The organism is Streptomyces sp. NPDC048461 (assembly GCF_055587105.1).
The window spans coordinates 110,748-130,415 of the sequence record NZ_JBVJGW010000022.1 but is presented as its reverse complement, the minus strand read 5'-3'; the positions used below and the strand labels follow the sequence as shown (position 1 = coordinate 130,415).

The following is a 19,668-nucleotide window of genomic DNA, read 5'->3' as shown; positions in this document are numbered from 1 at the left end:
GGGGGGGGCGGCCGCCGCCCCCCCCCGCGCCGCCCGGCGGGGGGCGGGGGGGCGGCCCCCCGGGGGGGGGGGGGGCCGGCGCCCCCCCCCCCCCCCCCCCCCGCCCCTCTGACGCCTCACGGCCGTCCCGCCTGCCGGGACGACGCCGCCGGACCGGGGAGTTCCCCGATCAGACCGCCGGGACCGGGTAGGTCGGGTACTCCACCCCGGACACGTGCTGGACCACGCGGATGACCTGGCAGGAGTAGCCGAACTCGTTGTCGTACCAGAGGTAGAGGATCGCGTCGTCACCCTCGACCTTGAGGGCGCCCGCGTCGATGATCGACGAGTGGCGCGAGCCGATGAAGTCGCTGGAGACCGCGTCGGGAGCGCTGATGAAGTCGATCTGGCGCTTGAGCGGCGAGGCCAGGGAGACGTTGCGCAGGTAGTCGAGGACCTCCTCGCGCGTGGCCTCGCGGGCGAGCCGCAGGTTCAGGATCGCGATCGAGACGTTCGGGACCGGGACGCGGATCGAGCTGCCGGTGATCCTCGCCTTGAGGTCGGGGAGCGCCTTGGCGACCGCGGAGGCGGCGCCGGTCTCGGTGATCACCATGTTGAGCGGCGCCGAGCGGCCGCGCCGGTCGGAACTGTGGTAATTGTCCAGCAGGTTCTGGTCGTTGGTGAACGAGTGGACGGTCTCCACGTGGCCGCGCAGGACGCCGTACTCGTCCGCCATCGCCTTCAGCGGCGGGACGATCGCGTTGGTGGTGCAGGAGGCGCAGGACAGGATCTGCTCGTCCGGCTTGATGGTGTCGTGGTTGACGCCGTGGACGATGTTGGGCACGTCGCCCTTGCCCGGAGCGGTCAGGACGACCTTGTCGATGCCGGGGCGCAGGTGCTTCGACAGGCCCTCGCGGTCGCGCCACTTGCCCGTGTTGTCGATGAGGATGGCGTTCTTGACGCCGTGCTCCGTGTAGTCGACCTCGGACGGGTCGTTGGCGTAGATCACCTTGATCTCGTTGCCGTTGGCGATGATCGTGCTGTTCGCCTCGTCAACGGTGATCGTGCCCTGGAACTGCCCGTGGATGGAGTCGCGGCGCAGCAGCGAGGCGCGCTTGACGATGTCCTGGTCTCCGCCCTGGCGGACGACGATGGCGCGCAGGCGCAGGCCGTTGCCGGAGCCGGCCTTCTCGATGAGCAGGCGGGCGACGAGGCGGCCGATGCGGCCGAAGCCGTACAGGACGACGTCGCGCGACTCGCGGCGCTCGATCTTGTTGGCGCCCGTGGCACCGACGACGGCCTCGGCGGTGAACTCCGCCACCGAGAGGTCACGGTCGTCGGTCCGGTACGTCGCGGCCAGCATGCCGATGTCGATCTGGGACGGGCCGAGGTCGAGGGTGGCGAGGGCCTGCAGGAAGGGCAGCGTCTCGGTGACCGAGAGCTCCTCGCCCGCGATCTGCCGGGCGAACCGGTGGGTCTTGAGGATGCTGACGACCGACTTGTTCACCAGGGAGCGGCTGTGAAGCAGGACCGTGACGTCCCTCTCCCGGTGCAGCTTCCCGATGATAGGGATCATCGACTCCGCGATCTCCTCGCGGTTCTTCCAGTTGGTGAACGAGTCGTCATTGACAGTCACAGGTTTTATCTTTCGAGCTAGGCGGCGCTCATATGCTAACCCGACGCTACTTTGATCATTGAAACGGGCCGTCCGGAGCCGCTCCCGCCCCGCGCGGCACGGGTCGACCGCCGGCCGGCACCGCCCAGCGGGTGCGTCCCGCACCCGGCTGCTCTAGCGTCGGAGGAAGGGAGGGAAGGGGAGGGCAGCCCTGCCGAGCAGCTCCCGTACGGGGACGGGCCAGGCGGCCGCACACCGGTCGGCGTGCCGCTCGGCGCCGTTCCCACGCGGATCCGGCACATCGGTACCGGGCCGCGCGACGACCCGGAAGCAGGTGCGTCCCATGCGCGCGTCGACCCGTATCGCAGGTGTCCTCACCGGCCTGACCCTCGCACTCGGCGGAGCCGCCTTCGCGGCCCCCGCCGCCCACGCGGACGTCACGGCCTGCATCAACCAGGTCGAGCGGGAGCTACAGGGCGGCGAGGCTCCGGACTCGATCCGGATGGCGTGTTACGTCGGGCTGACCGGCGACCACGAGCAGTGCGTGTCCGGCCTGACCGCGGGCGGCGTGACCAACGGCACCGCGGTGACCGCCTGCCGGGTGTCCGCCAAGTAGCAGTCCCCCCGCGACGCCGCCCCCGGCGCCGTTCCCCCCGCCGGCCCGGAGCGCCCACGCTCCGGGCCCCGCCTCCGATCAGGAGAGCAGGTGCGTCCCATGCGCACGTCGACCCGCACCGCCGGCGTCCTCGCCGGCCTCGCCCTCACGCTCGGCGGCGCCGCCCTCGCCGCCCCCTCGGCCCACGCGGACATCCCGGCCTGCACGAACACGGTCGAGCAGGCGGGGGTCACCGTCACCGACTCGGTGCGCACGGCGTGCTACCAGGGCGTGGTCAGCGACCTCCAGGGCTGCCGCAGCGGCCTGGCCGCGGCCGGCGTACCGGGCGGCGCCGCAACCGCCGCCTGCCTGTCGGCCCCCCACGAACCGCGCTGACCGGGGCGGGCCCGGCACCCGACAGCCGCGTGACCGACAGCGTGGACGGCGGCCGAACAGCCATGATCCACTGGGGCCATGAGCCGGACCGTGGATGTCTTCACATGTGCCGACGACGGCCGGGTGGACGTCTTGGACGTGCCACCCGGATGCTCCGACCTCGCCGGCTTCGAGCGCTGGCGCACCACGGTGTGGGGCTCCGACGCCGTGCGCTCGCTGGGCGCCCGCTTCTTCCCCGTCCTGGCCGACGGCGACTTGCGGGTCCTCCCCGAGGAGGTCGAGCCCTTCCTTGTCGAATGCGCCCTGTTGCGCGAGAACATCCGGGCCGTCGCCCCGCACACCGACCCCTCGAAGCCGCACACCACGTACGTGGAGCAGATCTCTGTCCGCCTGCGGAACATCGAGGCCGCCGCGGAACGCGCCCGGCGCGCCTCTGGTGGGGTTCTCGTCTGGTAGCGGCGCCCGCCGCCGGGCCCGGACGGGGTCAGGAGCCGTCCGTGAGGGTCTCGCGGATGACGTGGCGGGCGTTGCGCGCCATCGACGGGTTCGTGAGGCGGTAGTGCGGCAGCGCGATGAGGGCCTGGGAGAGGGTGCGCCCGCGGCCGCGCCGCCAGGACGCGTCGTCCGCGTCCAGCGCCGCACGGAAGACCTTCCGCGCGCCGGCCGGCAGCAGGTTCCACGCCGGGAACAGGTCGCAGGCCGGATCGCCGGCCCCCGCGCACCCGAAGTCGATGACCGCGGTCAGCCCGCCCCCCTCCACCAGCAGGTTGCCCGGCATCAGATCGGCGTGCAGCCACACCGGCGGTCCGTCCCAGACCGGGGCCCGCAGCGCGTCCTCCCAGACGGCGGTCGCGGCGTCGCAGTCCACGCCCTCCTCCGGGATCCCGCGCAGTTCCTCGATCGCGGCCCGGGTGTCCGCGTCCAGCGAGGCGACCGGGCCGCCGCGGTGGGCGGGCGGGGCCCCCGGCAGGGTGACCTCCCGCATCGCCGTCACGAACGCGGCCAGGTCGCGCGCCAGCCGCTCGGGCGCGTCCAGCGCCCCCGCCTCGGGGTTCTCCCCCGCCAGCCACCGGTACACCGACCACGGCCACGGGTACCCCTCCGCGGGCTCCCCCGCCCCGAGGGGCTCGGGTACGGCGACGGGCAGCCGGGGCGCGAGGCGGGGCAGCCACTCCCGCTCCGGGGCGACGTCCCCCGCGCCGCCCCGCGCCAGCGGCAGCCGTACGACCATGTCGTCGCCCAGCCGGTACACGCCGTTGACCGTGCCGCCGGACGGGAACCGCTCCACCGGCAGCCCCGCCCACCGGGGGAACTGTCCGGCGATCAGCCGCCGTACGAGGTCCTCGTCGACGGGGTGCGGGCCGGGATGCGTCGCTGTGGTCATGGGGCGTCATCCGACCGCCCGGCGCCGGCGGCCGTCAACCGGGTTTCCCCGTGGGCCGGGCGGTGGGCAGGGCCGGGTGTCCCCCCGCGGCTCCCCGTGGCCACCGCCGCACCGAATCTGGCGCGATACCACCCACCTGGCTGGTTCGACATATGTGAACATAAGAGGATGCCGAGTACCAAGGTCCTGCCGACGCCTGAGTCCGACACCGCGGGCCCGTGCTGCCCCCCGCTCAGCGAGCGCCCGCTGACCGCGGAGGAGGCCGAGCGCACGGCCGGGATGTTCAAGGCCCTCGGCGACCCGGTGCGACTGCGGCTGTTCTCCGCCATCGCCTCGCACGCGGACGGCGAGGCGTGCGTCTGCGAGATCTCCGACGTCGGCGTCTCCCAGCCGGCGGTCTCCCACCACCTGAAGAAGCTCAAGGACGCCGGCCTCCTCACCTCCCGGCGGCGCGGGACCTGGGTGTACTACCGCGTCGAGCCGGCCGTCCTGGCGGCCATGGGGCGCCTGCTCGCACCGTCCGGCTGATCCGGCTCCCGCCGGTGCCGCGCGGGTTCCGCGGTGTCAGGCGATGCGCAGGTGACGGCGGGCCGTGAGGGCGAGCGAGATCTCCACGACGTCCGCGGGGCGCGAGAGGAACCGGCCCGTGAGCTGTTCGCAGCGCCGGAGCCGGTTCAGCACCGTGTTGCGGTGGCAGTACAGGCGGGCCCCGGCCCGCCGCGCCGATCCGTCGCAGTCCAGCCAGGCGGCCAGGGTGTCCAGCAGGAGGTCCCGGTCGCCCGGATCGAGCCGCAGGAGCGGGCCGAGCACGCGTTTGGCGAGCGCGGCGCCGAGCCCGGGCGCGGAGACGAGGAGCGCGGCCGGCAGGTGCTCGTCGAGCAGGACGGTGCCGCCGCTCTCCGGGCAGGCCTGCAGGGCGGTTTCGGCGAGACGGCGGGCGTCCCCGACGGCCGCGAGTCCCTCGACGGCCGAGCTGATGCCGATCCGGGTGCCGGGCGGGCCGCTCATGTGACGGGCCAGCTCGTCCAGGCTGCTGTCGCCGATCAGGACGATGCCGTGGTCCGCGTCGGCGGCGCTGTGCCACAGCACGCGGGAGCCCGCGGGCCCCCGGGGCGGCCGGATGCCCGTGTACGCGGCCCGGTGGCCGCCGGAGACCAGGACTACGGCGTACCGGCCCTGCTCAGGAAGGTCGACCGCGGCGGCCACCTCGGGCAGGTCGGCGATCCGGGTCGTGCCATCGAGCAGCGCCGCCGTCATCAGCCGCAGCCGGTTCTCGCGGCGCCAGGTCAGCTGCCGCTCCATCTGCCGGTAGCCGTCGGCGACCAGCCCGCAGTGCTCGTCGACGAAGTTCCACACGTCGGCCGCGACGTGCACCAACAGGCGTACGTCGTCGGGGTCGTGCCGCGCGGACTCCTCGATCAGGCCCTGCCACACCATGCCGCCGCCGAGCCGGAAAGCGTGCAGCAACGCGTCCAGGGGCAAGCCCTGTTCCGCGCGCACTGCCCCGATCCGCCAGGAGCAGCGACGGGCGGCGTCGCGGGACTCCCGGGGGTGGATCAAGGAGCCGACGTTGTGCCGCAGGGACTGGTGGGCCTCCTGCCAGACCTCGGCGGAGTCGGCCTCGATGGCGGCACGGTACGCCGGTTCCTGGTCCCCGAGGGCGGAGACCAGCCGGTCGGTGAGTTCCGGCAGGTCGTCCATCAGCCGCCGGGCCGCCCGGTGCAGGACGGTCAGCGCCTCCGCGGTGGCGAGGGAGCGGGTGGGCGGCGTGGCGGGCGGCGGGCCGGGCAGCGCCCGGACCCCCGATCGTGCGGCGTGCGGCATCGCGGTCCTCCACCGGGGTCGGCTCGCTCCGGCGCGCAGGGAGGCCCGCCCTCCGCGCCGGGGCTGTGTGGCTCCCGAAGAATGGCATACCGCTCGGTCGGTCCCTAGGGGTGTGCACCATCCTTCTCGGCACGGTCGACCAACCGGGCCAGTTCGGTCCGCGAGCGCACGCCCAGGAGGGCGAAGACGTTGCGCAGGTGGTGGTCGACGGTGCGGGGGCTGACGGAGAGCCGTGCCGCCACCTCGCGGTTGGTGGCTCCCTCCGCGACGCAGCGGGCGATCCGCAGCTGTTGCGGCGTCAGGCGGGCCATGGTCGGGACGCCCGCCGGTGCGGGAGCGGGTGCCTCGCCCGCGGCCCGCAGTTCGGCCCGGGCCTGTTCGGCCCAGGCCGGGGCACCGCACCGCTCGAAGGCGATACGGGCGTCCCGCAGCCGGCTCCTGGCCTCGCCGGGCCGGCGCCGGCGGCGCAGCCACTTCCCGTACAGGAGCTGGGTGCGGGCCCGCTCGAAGTCGCCGTCCGCCCCCTCGTGCCGGAGCAGCGCCAGGGCGTACAGGGCATCGGCGTCCTCCGGCGCGGCGAGCAGGGCACGGCAGCGGGCCAGCTGCGCCGGCGCCAGCGGGTCGCCGCCCCGGGCCGCCCAGAGCGCGAACGCGTCGACCCCGGCCCGCGCGTGGGCCCGTTCGCCGGACAGCACGGCCGCTTCGACGAAGCACGGCACGGCGAGCATGCGGACGGCGAAGTGCCCGCAGTGGGGCCCCGGCCGGGTCAGCGGGCCGAGCCGGGCGGCGGCCTCGCCCACCCGTCCGCGGCACAGGTCGGCGCGGGCCGACGCCCACGCCGCGAGGGTCGCGGCCTGGACGAGGCCGTGCGGGCGCGCGACCGCCAGGGCGGCGCCGGCGTGGACCGCGACGGCCGCCGCGTCCTCCTCGACCGAGGCGACCATGGCGAGGATCGCGTGCTGGTGGGCGGCGACGTTGCGCTGGCCCGCCCGATGGGCGGCGCGCAGGCCCTCCTGCGCGTGGGCCCGGGCCCGGGCGTGCCGGCCGGCGCGCAGCTCGGCGTAGGCCAGGTGCTCCAGGACCTGCGGGGTGAGGGCCGCGAGCCCGCGCGAGCGGACGACGGCCAGGGCCCGGGCATTGGCGTGGCAGGCGGCCCCGATGTCGCCGAGGACGAGCGCGGCGACACCGGCCCGCAGCAGGCGCGTCGGATCGTCCTCACCGCGCACCCGCTCCAGCACCCGGCGCAGCGGTGCACGAGCCCCGAGCAGGTCCCCGCCGAGGGCGGCGCGGAGTCCCGCCCGGTAGTCGGACATCGGATCGGGAGGCCCCGCGGGGGCCGGTACGGGGAGGGGCGGTTCGGGCCGGACAGGCGGCGCGGGCATGCCGGGGCCCAGCGGACGTCGTACGGGCCGCTCCCCGCAGTCGGAACGGTCGTTGGCGGGAGCGTCGCAGGGCGGGCCGCCGAAGGCAGGGCCCCCGAAGGCGGGGCCGGCGTCCGCGGGAGCGTCGACGGCCGGAACGCCGGAGGCCGGGGCGCCGGAGGCCGGGGGGCCGGAGGCCGGGGCGCCGGAGGCCGGGGCGCCGGAGGCCGGGGCGGGCGCCGGGGGGTCGGCGAGCGCCGCGAGGCAGGCGGCGGCGTCACCCGCCGCCCACGCGGCCCCCATCGCCTCCGCCCGTGCCGCCAGGGCCCGTTCGCGGTCGTACGGGCCGAGCCGGACCGCGGCCATCAGCAGCGCCTCGTACGCGTCGCCGACGGGCCCGTCCTGGAGCGCGAGGGTGCCCCGGAGGAGTTCCGCCCGGCCGCGCACGGCGTCGTGGGCCGTCCCGTCGCGGGTGCCCGCCAGCAGCTCGCGCGCCCTGCGGGAGCGCCCCGCCAGCCGGGCGTACTCGGCCGCTTCGGTCAGGCGCGTCGTACGGGCGTTGCCGCGGGCGGTGAGCGCGGCGGCCCGGGCGAGCGCCGCCGAGCGTTCCGTGCCGGACGTGGGCGTGCCGGGCGCCGCCGCGTCCACGAGCGCGTCGGCGAGCCCGGGATCGGGGCCGTCGGCGGCAGCCGCGCGGTGGAGCAGGTGGAGCAGCCGGTGGCGGTCGCCGTCGACGGCCGAGGCCAGCAGCGCGTGGGCCGCCCGGCGCCGCGAGGACGGCTCGGCGTCGTACGCGGCCCGGCGCAGCAGCGGGCCGGTGAACGTGATGCGCTCGCCGTCGTGGTGGGCCACGCCGGAGGTCTCCGCCGGGTCCAGCGCGGCGGGTGCCACGCCGGCGGCCCGGGCGGCGCGCAGGACCTGCGCGGCGTCCGCGCCGGCGGCGTCGGGCTCGGCCGCCTGCGCGGCGCCGGCCAGCAGCAACAGCAGGCGCGTGTCGGCGGGCAGGACGGCGAGCCGGTCGCCGACGCTGCCCAGCAGGGCGGCGGCGTCCGCGAGCGGGCGGGGCGGCGGGCGGTGGCCGCGCAGCTGGTCCGGGGTCAGGCGGGCGACGAGCGCCGTGAGGAGCGCCGGGTTCCCCTCGGCCTCGTACAGCAGCTCGTCCCGTACGGACGGGTCGGTGTCGGCGCCGGTCAGCGCGTCGAGCAGGGCCGTCGCGGCAGCGTCCTCCAGCGGGCCGAGGCGGACCACGGGCACGCCCCGGAAGTCGGGGCCGTCCGCCCGGTGTTCCGTGGCGGACAGCAGGAACCCGACCCCGCGCGCGGCCCCGGCCCGCCGGACGGCCGCGCCGAGGGCGGCACGCGACGCGGCGTCCCACCGGTGCACGTCGTCGGCGCAGAACAGCAGCGGCCCGTCGGCGGCGCCGCCCCACAGGTCCGACAGGTCCGACGGGTCCGACAGGTCCGACGGGCCCATCACGTACAACGGGCCCAACAGGCCAGGCGGATCCGCCGGAACTGCACCTGGCCCACCGCCGGGCCCCGCTCCCCCGCTCCGCACCCCGCCCGGCGCGCAGCGGGGGTGGAGGGGAACCGCGTCGACCCGCCCGGCCGCCGCGCGGAGCAGCACGGGCGAGCCGCCGTACGGAGGGCGGGGACCGGCGGCCACGACGGCCGCCGGAAGGCCCGGTCCGGGTCCGGCCGCGAAGTCCCGGGCAGCGCGGGCCAGCAGGGAGCTGCGGCCCAGCCCGGGCTCCGCCTCGATCAGCAGCGCTCCGCCGTGCCCGGCCCGGATCCGGTCGGACAGGGCCGCCAGGGCGTCCAGTTCGGTGCTCCGGCCGTACATCCGGAGCGCGGGGCTCAGGGTCGTCTTCCTGGTCACGGCCGTCACGGTAGGGCCGCGTCCGCGGCGGCGGCGCGCCCGGAACCCCCGGGCTGGGCACGCTCCCCGGGACGGCGCCCCGGGTCTGTGCGGGCCCACACCGTGCCGCCCCCGCGGACCCGCACCCCGCCGCGCTCCCGGTGTCCCCTGGGCTGCCCGGCGGCGCCCCCGACCGCCGCCGGGCAGCCGTACGGTTCAGGAGCCGTGCGGGCAGTTGCCCCGGTACTCCTCGATGGTCAGGCTCGGCCGCGGCAGCGGGCAGAGGAACTGTTCGTAGCGGACGTCGTTGTCGATGAAGCGCTTCAGCCACGCGATGCTGTACTTCGCGATCGTGGTGTTCGACGTGTTCGGGGTGAAGTGCGTCGCGCCGTTCAGCTCCAGGTACGCCTTGTCGAGCGAGCCCGGCAGGCTCTCGTAGAACGGCTCCGAGTGGGTGGCGACCGGTGCGATCGAGTCGCCGTCGGCGCCGATGACCAGCGTCGGCGTCTGGATCTCGGGCCAGGACTTGTCCAGGTTCCAGCCGGTGAGCGGAATCGCCGCCTGGAGCGACGGCCTGCTCTTGGCGGCCTCCAGGGTGCCGCCGCCGCCCATGGAGTGGCCCATCACGCCCAGCCGGCTGCTGTCGATCCGCGTGCGGACGGTGCTGCGCCCGGTCAGGTAGTCGAGCGCGGACAGCAGCTGGCGGCCCCTGCTGTCGGGCTGGTCGAGGGTGGTGAGGGTGTCGATGGTGAGGACGACGAAGCCCTGGGAGGCGAGCCGCGGTCCGAGCCAGGCGATGGACGACTGGCTCGCGGTGTAACCGGGGGAGATCACCACGGCTCCGAAGGTGCCGTCGCCGGTGGACGTGGGGTAGTAGATGGTGCCTCCGCCGAAGCCCGTGACGCTCAGGGAGGAGACGGTGGTCTGCGACACCGCGTACGAGCCGCGGGCGGCCTCGATGCTCGACACGGTGGGTGCGGGACCCCGCTCGTACGGATTGTCCGCGGCCCGGGCGTCCGGGGTCGTGGCGGTGGTGAACCCGCCGACGGCCAGGAATGCCGCCGCCGCGGCCACGAGCGTCCGGAACCGGGCCGTCCGGCGGGTGTGGCGGCCCGCGGCCGAGGCGGCTGCGGTGCCCGGCCCTGCGGAGGCATCGGTCCCGTGGGCGTGGTGGGGGCTCACGCTGTTCTGCTGCTGCACGACGGAGTCGTCCTCTCGGTCGTGGCGGAGCCGCCCCGGACGCGAACGGCCTCCGGCTCCCGAGCCGAGGACCGTGCCGCACACCGTGGGGACCGCCGTATTCGCTGGCCGGACCACTGTCACGGCGGGACCCGGCGGCGCGCATCGGCGGAATCACCGGCCTCGTGGTGCCCCGCGCGCGAGGGGCTACGCCGTGGTGGACAGGACGTCGCGCCCCTGACCGCCCTCGGCCGCCCCTGCGCCGCCTCCCGCCCCTTCGCCGGCTCCCGTCCCCCGAGCGACTCCCCTCCGTCGGGCGCCTCCCGCACCGGACTCCGCGCCCGTCGTCCGCGGTGCGCTGCCGGCCACGAGCAGGGCGAGCAGGACCGCCGCCGCTTCGCTCCGCAGGATGCGGGCGGCCCACTCAGGGCGGCCGGGGTCGGGAACCGGGATGGACAGGGCCACGCACGGCGCGTGCGGACCGGCCGCGATCGGGACCGCCGCGCGGACCGTGACCGGCGCGTACCCCCGCAGGTCCGGCAGCGGCTCGTTCGGGCAGCGGGCGTCGAGCTGGTGGAAGAGGGCCGCCCGGCCGCCGAGGGTGCGCGGGGCGAACAGGACGGGGCGGTGGCGGGACAGGTGGTCCGAGCGTCCGTGGTGGTCGAGCCGGGCCCACAGCGCCTTGCCGACCGCCGAGGCGTGGGCGGCCGCGCGGAAGTCCGCCCACTCGCCCACCGCCGGCGCGGCCGGGCCGTCGGCGTTGTGGGTGACGGCCACCTCGCCGTCCGCGTACTGGGTGACGGCCACCTCGCCGTCCGCGTAGCGGGCGACGTACACGGCGGCGCCGACGGCGTCCCGGAGCCAGGCCAGGGTCTCCCCCACGTACCCGCGTCCGCCCCCGCCGGATCCCGCCGGCAGCCGCACGGTGCAGCCCGCCTCGAAGGCGCCGGGGCCGGCCGGGGACGTGGGGTCCGCCCGGACCAGCATCTCGGTCGCTCTGGCGAGCACGAGGTACGGGATACGGGTCTCCCGGGCGATCCGGGCCGGACTCACGCCGCCCGCGTGGCGGTCGACGGCTTCCAGGACGCGCGGGGGCGGGTGGACGGGCGCCCGGTCCGCCGGGTGCGCGCGCGGGAGCCGCGCCTGGTGGGCGACGGCGATCGCCACCTGGGGCGCGGGGAGGAAGACCTCCCCCAGGTCCGGGTCGCCCGTCCAGGTGCGCGCCGTGGTGGCCAGGCGCAGCCGCGGGGGCAGGCGGTAGCCGGTCCGCCCGGAGCCTCCGGGCCCGGTGGCGAGGGACGTCAGGTCCTGCGTGGTGATGGGCGGGGAGGCCCAGATGACGGAGGCGGTCAGCGCCTGCTCCAGGTCGTGCGGTACGGGGGGCAGGTCGGGCAGGCCGTCGTCCTCGGGCAGCTCCCGGCACTGCTCGTGCCAGTGGCGTGCGGTGGCGACCTCGGCGCGCGCCAGGTGGTGGAGGTACAGACATCGGGCCGCCGCGCGCGACCCGGCCCCGGCCGCGTACTGGAACCAGAACTGCGCCCCCTCCCCCTTCCCGGCCAGGTGCAGCAGCCCGGCGAACAGCAGCGTCGATTCGGCGCTGTGCGGCCACGCCGCGGCGTCGAGCGCGAGGACGGCGTACGACCGGCTCTCCACCAGCGCCCGGGCCGTCTCGTCGAGGAGCCGGGCGGCCCGTACGTGGCAGGCGGCGTCCAGCACCAGGTGCCCGCCCCGCGCGGACGGGCCCGGCCCGGGTACGCCGGCCCCGCACGCGCTCCCCGGCCCGGCGGCGGCCGCCGGGCGGGAGCGGTGGGCGACGACGCGGCGGGCGATGCGGCGGCGGGCGGCGTACTCGTCGTATCCGGCGTACTCCTCCACCAGCACCGTCGCGTCCTCCAGGACGGCGTCCAGTGCGCACAGCGGCGTGTCGCGGTCAGGTGGCAGGTGGCTCACCGGTCCTTCTCCTCTCCGGGGATCCAGTCCACCCCGAGTTCGCGGGACAGGGTTCGGCGTGCGCCGCGGATGTGCGAGCGGACCGTGGCGGGCGAGATCCCCATCATCCGGCCGACCGTGTCGGAGTCGTTGCCGAGGACGAAGGACAGCAGCACCACGTCGTACTGCTTCTCGGAGGGCAGCTCCGCGATCGCCGCGTACAGGCCGAGCTCGGACTCCAGCAGCTCCAGCCGGTCCCGGGGGGTGCGGCGCAGTGCGGCGAACCAGGCCGTCTCCACCAGCGCGGCCTCGCGCCCCAGGACCGCCAGCCGCCGCTCGACGTGCTCCCGCAGCGCGGCCCAGGCGAAGGCGTGGAGGCTCGCTTCGCGCAGTGCGTGCGGCCACGCCTCCAGCAGGAAGGTGAAGACGTCGTCGACGGTGTCCTCGGCGTCCTGCGCGTTGCCCAGGTTCAGGTGGGCGTAGCGCAGGTAGGCGCGGTGCTGCTGGGAGTGGAAGGCGGTGAAGTCCACGGGCAGCACGCCCGCGAGTTCGCTGGAGACCGCCCGGTACCCCGCTCCCGACGGGTCGGTCTCACCCTCGCCCATGCGCGCCCCCGCTCCGGCTCGTCCCGCCTCCTGGGGCGGGGGGTGCGTCGTGGGCGCGCAGCGCGGCGGCGGCTATCGGGGTGCGGGCGGAGAGCTCGGCAGGATGCACGGCGGCGTCCCCCTTCAGGTGGCGTGACACCAGCCAATCGGAGAACGCGTCCGCTCGTGCGGCCCCGCCCCGGGATGACCCGGGAGGAGGGCGCGCCGACATCCGCACGCGCCCCCACCACACCCGGACGCGCCCCGCCCGCGGGCCGTGGGCAGCGGGGCCGTGGGCAGCGGGCCGTGGGCAGCGGGGCTCAGGGCTCCCAACAAAAGTGGTGAACCTGACCTGGTCAGGGGTCGATGCCGCGCACGAGGCCGCCAGGTGTGGATGCGGTCGGTCGCGTCATCGCACGGGATAATCCAGGCGACGTCGGCGATCACCCCCGGAATGCTGGCCGACCATGGATGAGGTCAAAGTCGTTGTCGCCCATTCCGAGCGCGCGACCCTGCGTGTCGGCGACGTGTTCCTGAAGGTGGACGCCGATCAGGCACGCATCGATGTCGAGGTCGAGGCGATGTCCCTCGCGCCGGTGCCGACCCCTGAGGTCCTGTGGCGCAAGCCGCCCGTGCTTGCGATCACCGCCCTCCCGGGGACGCCGCTTGGGCGCCTCGGCAGGCCGTCGACCGGCGCGCCGGCGGCGTGGGCCGCGGCGGGCGCCGCTATCCGGAAGCTGCACGACGCGCCGCTGCCGGCCCGACCCGGCCGGGCCGGCCGGAGCATCGCAGCGCTGGCGGCCGAACTCGACGAGGAGTGCGAGTTGCTCGTGACGAACGGCCTCCTGCCTGCTGACCTGGTCACCCGCAACCGCCAGGTCGCCGAAGCCGCGCTCCGGCCGTGGGCTCCGGCGTTCACGCACGGCGACCTGCAGATCGCGCACGTCTTCGTCGACGGCGACGAGGTCACGGGCATCATCGACTGGTCCGAGGCGGGGCAGGGTGACGCCCTGTACGACCTCGCCACCTTCACGCTCGGACACGAGGAGCACCTCGGCGACGTCATCGCCGGCTATGGCAGCGACATCGACCTCGATGTGATCCACGCGTGGTGGTCGCTGCGAAGCCTGCTGGCGGTTCGCTGGCTGATCGAGCACGGCTTCGACCCGTTCGCGCCAGGTTGTGAGGTCGACGTACTCAGATCCCGGATGTGAGGCTGCGCAGGCACGACTGCAATTTATGCCTTCTGACGCATCGAGCAGGACGCCCCCGGGGCGATCGCTCGCCCTTACTCTCGGCAGAGTGCGGTACGCAATCGCCGTGTCGTCGTTGCGGTTACCGCCGGCAGGACGAGTTGTGAATGCTCTTTCAACGGGTGCCGCCTGAGGCGCCGTCGCGGCTCCGAGGACCCTCATCTGCTACCGCCGACCGGCCAAACGAGATGACGTCTCAGCGCGCCGGCGCGGGCAGCAGTTGCGCGGCGCCGATCAGCACGAGGCCGGCCACGGCGAGCGCCGCACAGGGCCAGAGCGCCGGGGTCCCGGCGACGGCACCGGTCATCGCGCCCGCCAGCAGCACGTTGCCCGCGCCCCAGAGGCCGGGCCGGCGGACGCTGCGGCGCAGCCACGGGAACAGGACGCGGCCGGTCACCAGGGCCAGGCCCCCGGCCACCGCGAGAGCGAGCGCCACCGCCAGGGCGACGGCTCGGGCGTACGGGACCATGCGACTCCTCGGCCGACTGCGGACGGACGTGCCGGCACCCGGCGCGGGCCCATGATGCCATCCCGGGAAGGGCGGGGACGCGGGCGCCCGGCGGCCGCTCCGGACCGCGGCTCCCCGCCCGGCCCGGTGGGCGGCATACGTCACCTCACCCGGCTGATCCTTCCGGTCGCACGAGAAACCATCACCGGGCCGGCGTGCAATGTCTGTCTTCGCTGAGGTAGATTTCCGAGTGTTCCACGATGAGGTAATCGGCCCCGAGCCATCATCTCCATCCACCGGAACGCGACCGCAACAGCGGGCTGCCGCGGTGCACGCCCGTCGATCAAGGAGTGATCCCGCATGACCGAACGCCCTGCCCCGCAGGCCGGAGGGGAGGACATCACCGTGGATGTCCCGGACATCGACGTGGATGTCCTGGACCGCGCCGTGGTGGTGCGGCCCGTCGGAGAGATGGACCTCGACTCCGCACCCGTCCTGAGCCGCGCCCTCACCGCCGCCGTGGCGCACGCGTCCGCTGCGAGGAGCGTCGTGGTCGACTGTTCCCGCCTGGACTTCTGCGACTCCTCGGCGCTCAACGCCCTGCTCAGCGCCCGCCGCACCGCGGTGGAGGCGGGCTCGGCCGTCCGCCTGGCGTGCCCCAACCACCAGCTCCGCAGCCTCCTGGAGATGACGGGCACCGTGGCCCTGTTCCCCCTCGACCCGGGACCGGCGGGCTGATCCGCGCGCGGGCCGGCGTCCGGCCGCCGACGCGGGGGTGGCCCGGATCCGGTGGATCCGGGCCACCCGCTGCGTCACGCCGCCGGAGGCCCGAGGGCCGGCCGGCGCCGGCGGCTCAGGTGTGGAGGCGGCTGTTGGAACCCTCGCGGTCCCCGGCGCTCTCGTCGTTGAACCAGTAGTCGCCCGCGGCCAGGTACCGGAAGGCGTGGGCGGACTTGCTGGGCAGGGCCACCGTGACGGCGCGCTTGCCGTCCTTGCGGGGCACCAGCGTGTGCGCGCCGGGCTGCCAGCCGTTGAAGTCGCCCACCACGCTCACCGGTCCGGGCGGGGAGTCGGCGGGGAGGACGAAGGTGACCTCGGTGTGGTCCTTGCGCAGCTTGCGTTCCAGCACGTGTCGGCTCCCGCCGGTCGGTCTTGGGTACACGGCCCGCAGCGCCGCCCCCCGGGCCCCCGGGCCGTGCGACGGCGCCGAGGAAGCGGGGAGCTGCCCGCTGTGTCCGCCGTCGGGACGGTCGGGGCCGGTCAGCCCGCCCACTCCACACCAGCCCCCGCCCGGGCGGCCGCCGCAACGCGGGGCGGCCGTCCGCCTCAACCCGTCCGGCGGACGCCGGACGACGGGCCGCCGGGGCCGGCAGGGGCAGCGGTCGTCGGCGGGCCGCCCCGCGGCCATACTGAAAGCGCGGGCACCACGGGTGGTGGCCCTGCCCCACGACCGCGTACGCGCCCCCCGCGCACCCACCGCCCGCACCGGTCCGCCCGGCCCTGGGAAGCGGTGACCGTCCATGAGCGCAGACGCCCCGTCCGGCGGAGGAGTCCACCCGGAGGCCTCCGCCCCCGGCCACTACGGCACGGCGGTCTTCCCGCCCGACCGGGCCGGGGAGGACGAGCGCATCGACCTCGGCGCGCTCGCCTACGACGACGTCACCCTCGCCCGGCTGCGGAGCCTCGGAGCCGGACCCGGCCGGCGCTGCCTCGAACTGGGGGCGGGCACCGGCAGCGTCGCCCGGCGGCTGCTGCGGGAGGCCGGCGTCGCGAGCGTGCTGGCCGTCGACCGCAACGTCCGCTTCCTCGCCGCCCGCCCCGAGCCGGGACTGGCCACCCTGGAGGCGGACATCACCGACCCGGCGTTCGATCCCGGCCGGTTCCACCTCGTCCACGCCCGCTTCGTGCTGATGCACCTGCCCGCGCGGCAGCACCTGATCAGCAGCTTCCGCGAGCTGCTCCTCCCCGGCGGGGTGCTCGTCCTCAGCGACGCCGTCGACCTGACGAGCGCGACCGCTCCCGCGACCCCGTACACCCGGGCCATGGGGGCCATGTGGCAGGGGCTGCGGGAGACCATCGGCACCGACGTCTCCTGGACACCCCGCTACCCGCAGCTGCTGCGCACCGCCGGGCTGGACAACGTCGCCGCCGAGATCCACGTCCCGCCCCTGACCCCGGGCAGCCCCATCAGCCGGTTCTGGGCCGGAACCTGGGACCGCGCGAGCGCGGCGATGACCGCGACCGGGCGGGTGGACGGCGCCGCGATCGACGCGGCCGTGCGGTACCTCGACTCCCCCGACTGCGCCGACCTGTCCGCCGGCATGATCACCGCCTGGGGCCGCCATCCCGGCAAGGACAGCCCCCCGCAGGCCTGACGGCCGGAATCAATGCCCCTGGCTTCAGGGACAGTTGCGGGGTCGGTGCCGGCGTGATCCACTTCTTCGCGGTCATGTCCCGGCCCGCTGCGGCCGGGCGTCCCGCCCACCGACCTCGTGACAGTTCGACCGAAAGGCATGACTGATGAAGCTCCGCAGCTCCCTGCACACCGTCGCGGCCGCCACCCTGCTCCTCGCCACCCTCGGGGCCGGCTCCGCCTCGGCCGCGGACAAGGACGGCTGGCTCACCAGTGGGGAGTTCGGCCTGTTCTGCTACCAGAACCAGCAGAACTCGGTCCTGGACCTCAACGTCTCGGACAGCAACTTCGCGGACGACTTCTTCAAGGGTTCGCAGAGCTGCGCGTACCAGCTGACGAACGACTGGACGGAGTCCTATTCGAACCGGGACGTCTACTCGTGGAACGTCCACACCGACTGGAAGGGCAGCGGTTACGGCGCCACGATCGCCGCCGGCGCCCGCGGCAACACGAGCGCGACCTTCACCAACTCGATATCGTCCGCCTACTTCAACTAGAGGCGGTACAGAGCCAGTTCAGGCGCGCTCAGCAAGCCCTCTCAGATCTCGCAGATCTCGCAGACCTCCCGGTCCGCGCACGCGCGCCGGCCGCTCCGCCCGCACGCGCCGGCCGGAGCGGCCGCGCCCGCGTTCCGGCCGCCCCCGCATCGGAGCCCCCATGTTCCCGCCGCGCCCCGCGCTCCTCGTACCGACCGCCTGCGCGGTCGCGCTGACGCTCCTGCTGACCGGGTGTTCCCCGTCGGGCGCCGACGGCCCCGGACCCGAACCCGCGATCGGGGCGGTCCCCGCCCTGCTCGAAACCCGTTCCCTGGCCTTCCCGTTGGCCCCGTACGTACCGGACGCGCGCCAGCTCGGCATCCTCGACGAGGCGCAGGACGTGCTCGTCGACCAGTGCATGCGCCGCTACGGCTTCCGCTACCAGCTCCGCCGGAAGGCCCCGGCGGCGAACGAGCCCGGCGACACCCGGCGCTACGGCCTCTCCGACGCGGCCGACGCGGCCCGGATCGGGTACGAGAACCCGCGGATGGCCGGCGCCCCGAAGCCGCCGCAGCCGCCCCTCGGCCCCAACGAGCAACTGGTGCTGCACGGACTGGAGGTGGACCCCGCCAAGCCCGTGCCGACGAACCAGGAGGAGGCGGAGACCTCGGATGCGGCCACCACGGTCGTCGGCGGGCAGAAGGTCCCGGCGGGCGGTTGCCTGCGCGAGAGCGCCCTGAAGCTGTACGCACCGACCTCGGACACCGTCGACGGCATGGTCCCGCACTCCTTCGGCTTCGACGGGTTCGCCCGCTCCCGCAAGGACAGCCGGGTCGTGAAGGTGATCGCGGCATGGAGCGCGTGCATGGCCGAGCACGGCTACACCGCCGAGAACCCGATGGACCCGCCGCCCGGCATCTCCGAGGCCGACCTGAGCGGGCCGAGGGCGATCGCCACCGCCAAGCAGGACGTGGACTGCAAGCAGCGGACCAACCTGGTCGGCACCTGGTACGCGGTCGAGACCGCCTATCAGAAGCAGCTGATCGAGCGGAACGCCGAGACGCTGGACCGGGCGAGGAAGCAGCTCGACGAACGGATGCGGCTCGCCGCCTCGCTGATCGCGGCCGGCGCCTGAGACCGGCCGCGCCGCGGGCCGGGCGGACGGCGCCGTCACCGGCCGTCGTACGTCGGGCGGCGGGCGGCGGGCGGCGGCCGACGTGCGTCGGGCGGCGGCCGACGGGCGGTCGTCCCGCAGCCGCCGGAGCCGTGGGCGGCGGTCGCCGGAAACCGGACCGGCGCCTTCGACTAGGGTCGACGGGACAGCGCACCACGCACCATCGACGAACGACCACGAGGAGCAGCCGTGAGCCGGCCGGCATCCACCGCCCTGCAGCAGGAGATCGCCCGGGAACTCCAGGTCGCGCAGACCTTCGACGCCGCGCAGGAGATCGAGCGCCGTACGGCCTTCCTGGCCGAGCGGCTGACCTCCACCGGTCTGCGCTCCCTGGTCCTCGGAATCAGCGGCGGTGTGGACTCCACCACCGCCGGACGGCTCTGCCAGCTCGCCGTGGAGCGGGCCCGCGCGGCCGGCCACGACGCGACGTTCTACGCCATGCGGCTGCCCTACGGCGTCCAGGCCGACGAGAAGGACGCCCAGCTCGCCCTGGGGTTCATCGGGGCCGACCGGGTGCTGACCGTGGACGTCAAGCCCGCGAGCGACGCCGCCCTGGAGGCCTCCCTGGCCGGCGGCACCGCCTTCCGGGACGCGGGGCACCAGGACTTCGTCCAGGGCAACATCAAGGCCCGCCAGCGGATGATCGCCCAGTACACGGTGGCCGGCGCGCACGACGGCCTGGTCGTCGGCACCGATCACGCGGCCGAGGCCGTCTCCGGCTTCTTCACCAAGTTCGGCGACGGCGCGGCCGACCTGGTCCCGCTGACCGGCCTGACCAAGCGCCGGGTGCGCGCCGTCGCCGACGCGCTGGGCGCACCGGCGGAGCTGGTGTGGAAGGTCCCCACGGCGGACCTGGAGACCCTCGCCCCGGGCAAGGCCGACGAGGACGCCCTCGGTGTCACGTACGACGACATCGACGACTTCCTGGAGGGCAAGCCGATCGCCGAGCGGGCCTTCGAGACGATCGTCCGCCGCTACCGCCTCACCGAGCACAAGCGCCGGCTGCCGATCGCCCCGTGACGCCCACGGCCCGGTAACGGGGGCGCGGCAGGACGGGCCCCGCCTATCCCCGTTCCCAGGAGGAGCAGGAGACCCGGGCCCGGTCGGCGGCGCCCGGGCCCGGACAGGTGACGGGCTCGGGCAGGACCGGCCCCCGCGCATGCCGCGACAAGATCACTGTCGCTGCGGCGGCCCCGGCGGT

General features: G+C 75.4%; 19 protein-coding genes. 10 read left to right on the top strand and 9 right to left on the bottom strand.

Annotated features, from left to right (window positions below; all coding sequences use genetic code 11):
- Positions 1-169: 169 nt before the first annotated feature.
- Positions 170-1,615: a glyceraldehyde-3-phosphate dehydrogenase gene (locus ACZ6S8_RS30375; RefSeq protein WP_469460621.1), complete on the bottom strand. Its 1,446-nt coding sequence runs from the start codon at positions 1,613-1,615 to the stop codon at positions 170-172.
- A gap of 322 nt (positions 1,616-1,937) precedes the next feature.
- Between ACZ6S8_RS30375 and ACZ6S8_RS30370 the strand changes: the two genes are divergently transcribed.
- The 3 genes from ACZ6S8_RS30370 (at position 1,938) to ACZ6S8_RS30360 (ending at position 3,041) form a co-directional block, all read left to right on the top strand.
- Complete coding sequence (locus ACZ6S8_RS30370) at positions 1,938-2,210, top strand: hypothetical protein (protein ID WP_469460620.1); 273 nt, start codon at positions 1,938-1,940, stop codon at positions 2,208-2,210.
- Positions 2,211-2,309: 99 nt separating this feature from the next.
- Complete coding sequence (locus tag ACZ6S8_RS30365) at positions 2,310-2,585, top strand: hypothetical protein (RefSeq protein WP_469460619.1); 276 nt, start codon at positions 2,310-2,312, stop codon at positions 2,583-2,585.
- A gap of 78 nt (positions 2,586-2,663) precedes the next feature.
- Positions 2,664-3,041 (top strand): hypothetical protein, encoded by a 378-nt coding sequence (locus tag ACZ6S8_RS30360; protein ID WP_469460618.1) that lies wholly within the window; start codon positions 2,664-2,666, stop codon positions 3,039-3,041.
- Positions 3,042-3,069: 28 nt separating this feature from the next.
- Here ACZ6S8_RS30360 and ACZ6S8_RS30355 read toward each other — a convergent pair whose 3' ends face one another.
- Complete coding sequence (locus tag ACZ6S8_RS30355; protein ID WP_469460617.1) at positions 3,070-3,969, bottom strand: aminoglycoside phosphotransferase family protein; 900 nt, start codon at positions 3,967-3,969, stop codon at positions 3,070-3,072.
- A gap of 168 nt (positions 3,970-4,137) precedes the next feature.
- Between ACZ6S8_RS30355 and ACZ6S8_RS30350 the strand changes: the two genes are divergently transcribed.
- Entirely contained in the window at positions 4,138-4,497 is a 360-nt protein-coding gene (locus ACZ6S8_RS30350; protein ID WP_469460616.1) for an ArsR/SmtB family transcription factor, read from the top strand.
- 36 nt (positions 4,498-4,533) lie between these two features.
- Here ACZ6S8_RS30350 and ACZ6S8_RS30345 read toward each other — a convergent pair whose 3' ends face one another.
- The 5 genes from ACZ6S8_RS30345 to ACZ6S8_RS30325 all read right to left on the bottom strand — a co-directional run bounded on the left by ACZ6S8_RS30345 (position 4,534) and on the right by ACZ6S8_RS30325 (position 12,724).
- Positions 4,534-5,793 (bottom strand): PucR family transcriptional regulator, encoded by a 1,260-nt coding sequence (locus ACZ6S8_RS30345; protein WP_469460615.1) that lies wholly within the window; start codon positions 5,791-5,793, stop codon positions 4,534-4,536.
- Between the two features lie 104 nt (positions 5,794-5,897).
- Positions 5,898-9,032 carry a LuxR C-terminal-related transcriptional regulator gene (locus ACZ6S8_RS30340; RefSeq protein ID WP_469460614.1) on the bottom strand — a complete coding sequence of 1,045 codons (3,135 nt, stop codon included), beginning with the start codon at positions 9,030-9,032 and terminating at the stop codon, positions 5,898-5,900.
- 195 nt (positions 9,033-9,227) lie between these two features.
- On the bottom strand, positions 9,228-10,211 hold the full coding sequence (bdeA, locus tag ACZ6S8_RS30335) for a bis(hydroxyethyl) terephthalate hydrolase (RefSeq protein ID WP_469460613.1): 984 nt from the start codon (positions 10,209-10,211) through the stop codon (positions 9,228-9,230).
- Positions 10,212-10,397: 186 nt separating this feature from the next.
- Complete coding sequence (locus tag ACZ6S8_RS30330) at positions 10,398-12,140, bottom strand: IclR family transcriptional regulator (protein ID WP_469460612.1); 1,743 nt, start codon at positions 12,138-12,140, stop codon at positions 10,398-10,400.
- Positions 12,137-12,724 (bottom strand): RNA polymerase sigma factor, encoded by a 588-nt coding sequence (locus ACZ6S8_RS30325; RefSeq protein WP_469460611.1) that lies wholly within the window; start codon positions 12,722-12,724, stop codon positions 12,137-12,139. The genes ACZ6S8_RS30330 and ACZ6S8_RS30325 overlap by 4 nt, the downstream gene beginning before the upstream one ends.
- Before the next feature lie 446 nt (positions 12,725-13,170).
- On the opposite strand from ACZ6S8_RS30325, the gene ACZ6S8_RS30320 reads away from it, so the two are divergent.
- A complete protein-coding gene (locus ACZ6S8_RS30320) occupies positions 13,171-13,917 on the top strand; it encodes a phosphotransferase family protein (RefSeq protein WP_469460610.1) in 747 nt (248 codons plus the stop codon).
- 235 nt (positions 13,918-14,152) lie between these two features.
- Here ACZ6S8_RS30320 and ACZ6S8_RS30315 read toward each other — a convergent pair whose 3' ends face one another.
- Positions 14,153-14,425, bottom strand: a complete 273-nt coding sequence (locus ACZ6S8_RS30315) for a hypothetical protein (protein ID WP_469460609.1) — start codon at positions 14,423-14,425, stop codon at positions 14,153-14,155.
- 339 nt (positions 14,426-14,764) lie between these two features.
- Here ACZ6S8_RS30315 and ACZ6S8_RS30310 point away from each other — a divergent pair, with 339 nt between their 5' ends.
- A complete protein-coding gene (locus tag ACZ6S8_RS30310; protein WP_469460608.1) occupies positions 14,765-15,142 on the top strand; it encodes an STAS domain-containing protein in 378 nt (125 codons plus the stop codon).
- Between the two features lie 115 nt (positions 15,143-15,257).
- Here ACZ6S8_RS30310 and ACZ6S8_RS30305 read toward each other — a convergent pair whose 3' ends face one another.
- Positions 15,258-15,533 carry an isoamylase early set domain-containing protein gene (locus ACZ6S8_RS30305; protein WP_383919555.1) on the bottom strand — a complete coding sequence of 92 codons (276 nt, stop codon included), beginning with the start codon at positions 15,531-15,533 and terminating at the stop codon, positions 15,258-15,260.
- A gap of 391 nt (positions 15,534-15,924) precedes the next feature.
- Between ACZ6S8_RS30305 and ACZ6S8_RS30300 the strand changes: the two genes are divergently transcribed.
- The 4 genes from ACZ6S8_RS30300 (at position 15,925) to nadE (ending at position 19,487) form a co-directional block, all read left to right on the top strand.
- Positions 15,925-16,779 (top strand): class I SAM-dependent methyltransferase, encoded by an 855-nt coding sequence (locus tag ACZ6S8_RS30300; RefSeq protein WP_469460607.1) that lies wholly within the window; start codon positions 15,925-15,927, stop codon positions 16,777-16,779.
- A gap of 145 nt (positions 16,780-16,924) precedes the next feature.
- The gene (locus tag ACZ6S8_RS30295) at positions 16,925-17,314 is read left to right on the top strand and encodes a hypothetical protein (protein WP_469460606.1); all 390 of its coding nucleotides are present in this window, start codon (positions 16,925-16,927) and stop codon (positions 17,312-17,314) included.
- A 160-nt stretch (positions 17,315-17,474) separates the two neighbouring features.
- Positions 17,475-18,428, top strand: a complete 954-nt coding sequence (locus ACZ6S8_RS30290) for a hypothetical protein (protein ID WP_469460605.1) — start codon at positions 17,475-17,477, stop codon at positions 18,426-18,428.
- Positions 18,429-18,656: 228 nt separating this feature from the next.
- A complete protein-coding gene (gene nadE, locus ACZ6S8_RS30285; RefSeq protein WP_469460604.1) occupies positions 18,657-19,487 on the top strand; it encodes an ammonia-dependent NAD(+) synthetase in 831 nt (276 codons plus the stop codon).
- Positions 19,488-19,668 lie beyond the last annotated feature (181 nt).

Excerpts from the sequence above, each read along its gene's own strand:
- ACZ6S8_RS30360 (WP_469460618.1), top strand. The coding sequence starts at position 2,664 with ATGAGCCGGACCGTGGATGTCTTCACATGTGCCGACGACGGCCGGGTG.
- ACZ6S8_RS30310 (WP_469460608.1), top strand. The coding sequence starts at position 14,765 with ATGACCGAACGCCCTGCCCCGCAGGCCGGAGGGGAGGACATCACCGTG.
- ACZ6S8_RS30355 (WP_469460617.1), bottom strand. The coding sequence starts at position 3,969 with ATGACCACAGCGACGCATCCCGGCCCGCACCCCGTCGACGAGGACCTC.
- ACZ6S8_RS30295 (WP_469460606.1), top strand. The coding sequence starts at position 16,925 with ATGAAGCTCCGCAGCTCCCTGCACACCGTCGCGGCCGCCACCCTGCTC.
- ACZ6S8_RS30365 (WP_469460619.1), top strand. The coding sequence starts at position 2,310 with ATGCGCACGTCGACCCGCACCGCCGGCGTCCTCGCCGGCCTCGCCCTC.
- ACZ6S8_RS30370 (WP_469460620.1), top strand. The coding sequence starts at position 1,938 with ATGCGCGCGTCGACCCGTATCGCAGGTGTCCTCACCGGCCTGACCCTC.
- ACZ6S8_RS30290 (WP_469460605.1), top strand. The coding sequence starts at position 17,475 with ATGTTCCCGCCGCGCCCCGCGCTCCTCGTACCGACCGCCTGCGCGGTC.
- ACZ6S8_RS30320 (WP_469460610.1), top strand. The coding sequence starts at position 13,171 with ATGGATGAGGTCAAAGTCGTTGTCGCCCATTCCGAGCGCGCGACCCTG.
- ACZ6S8_RS30315 (WP_469460609.1), bottom strand. The coding sequence starts at position 14,425 with ATGGTCCCGTACGCCCGAGCCGTCGCCCTGGCGGTGGCGCTCGCTCTC.
- ACZ6S8_RS30300 (WP_469460607.1), top strand. The coding sequence starts at position 15,925 with ATGAGCGCAGACGCCCCGTCCGGCGGAGGAGTCCACCCGGAGGCCTCC.
- ACZ6S8_RS30325 (WP_469460611.1), bottom strand. The coding sequence starts at position 12,724 with ATGGGCGAGGGTGAGACCGACCCGTCGGGAGCGGGGTACCGGGCGGTC.
- ACZ6S8_RS30345 (WP_469460615.1), bottom strand. The coding sequence starts at position 5,793 with ATGCCGCACGCCGCACGATCGGGGGTCCGGGCGCTGCCCGGCCCGCCG.
- ACZ6S8_RS30350 (WP_469460616.1), top strand. The coding sequence starts at position 4,138 with ATGCCGAGTACCAAGGTCCTGCCGACGCCTGAGTCCGACACCGCGGGC.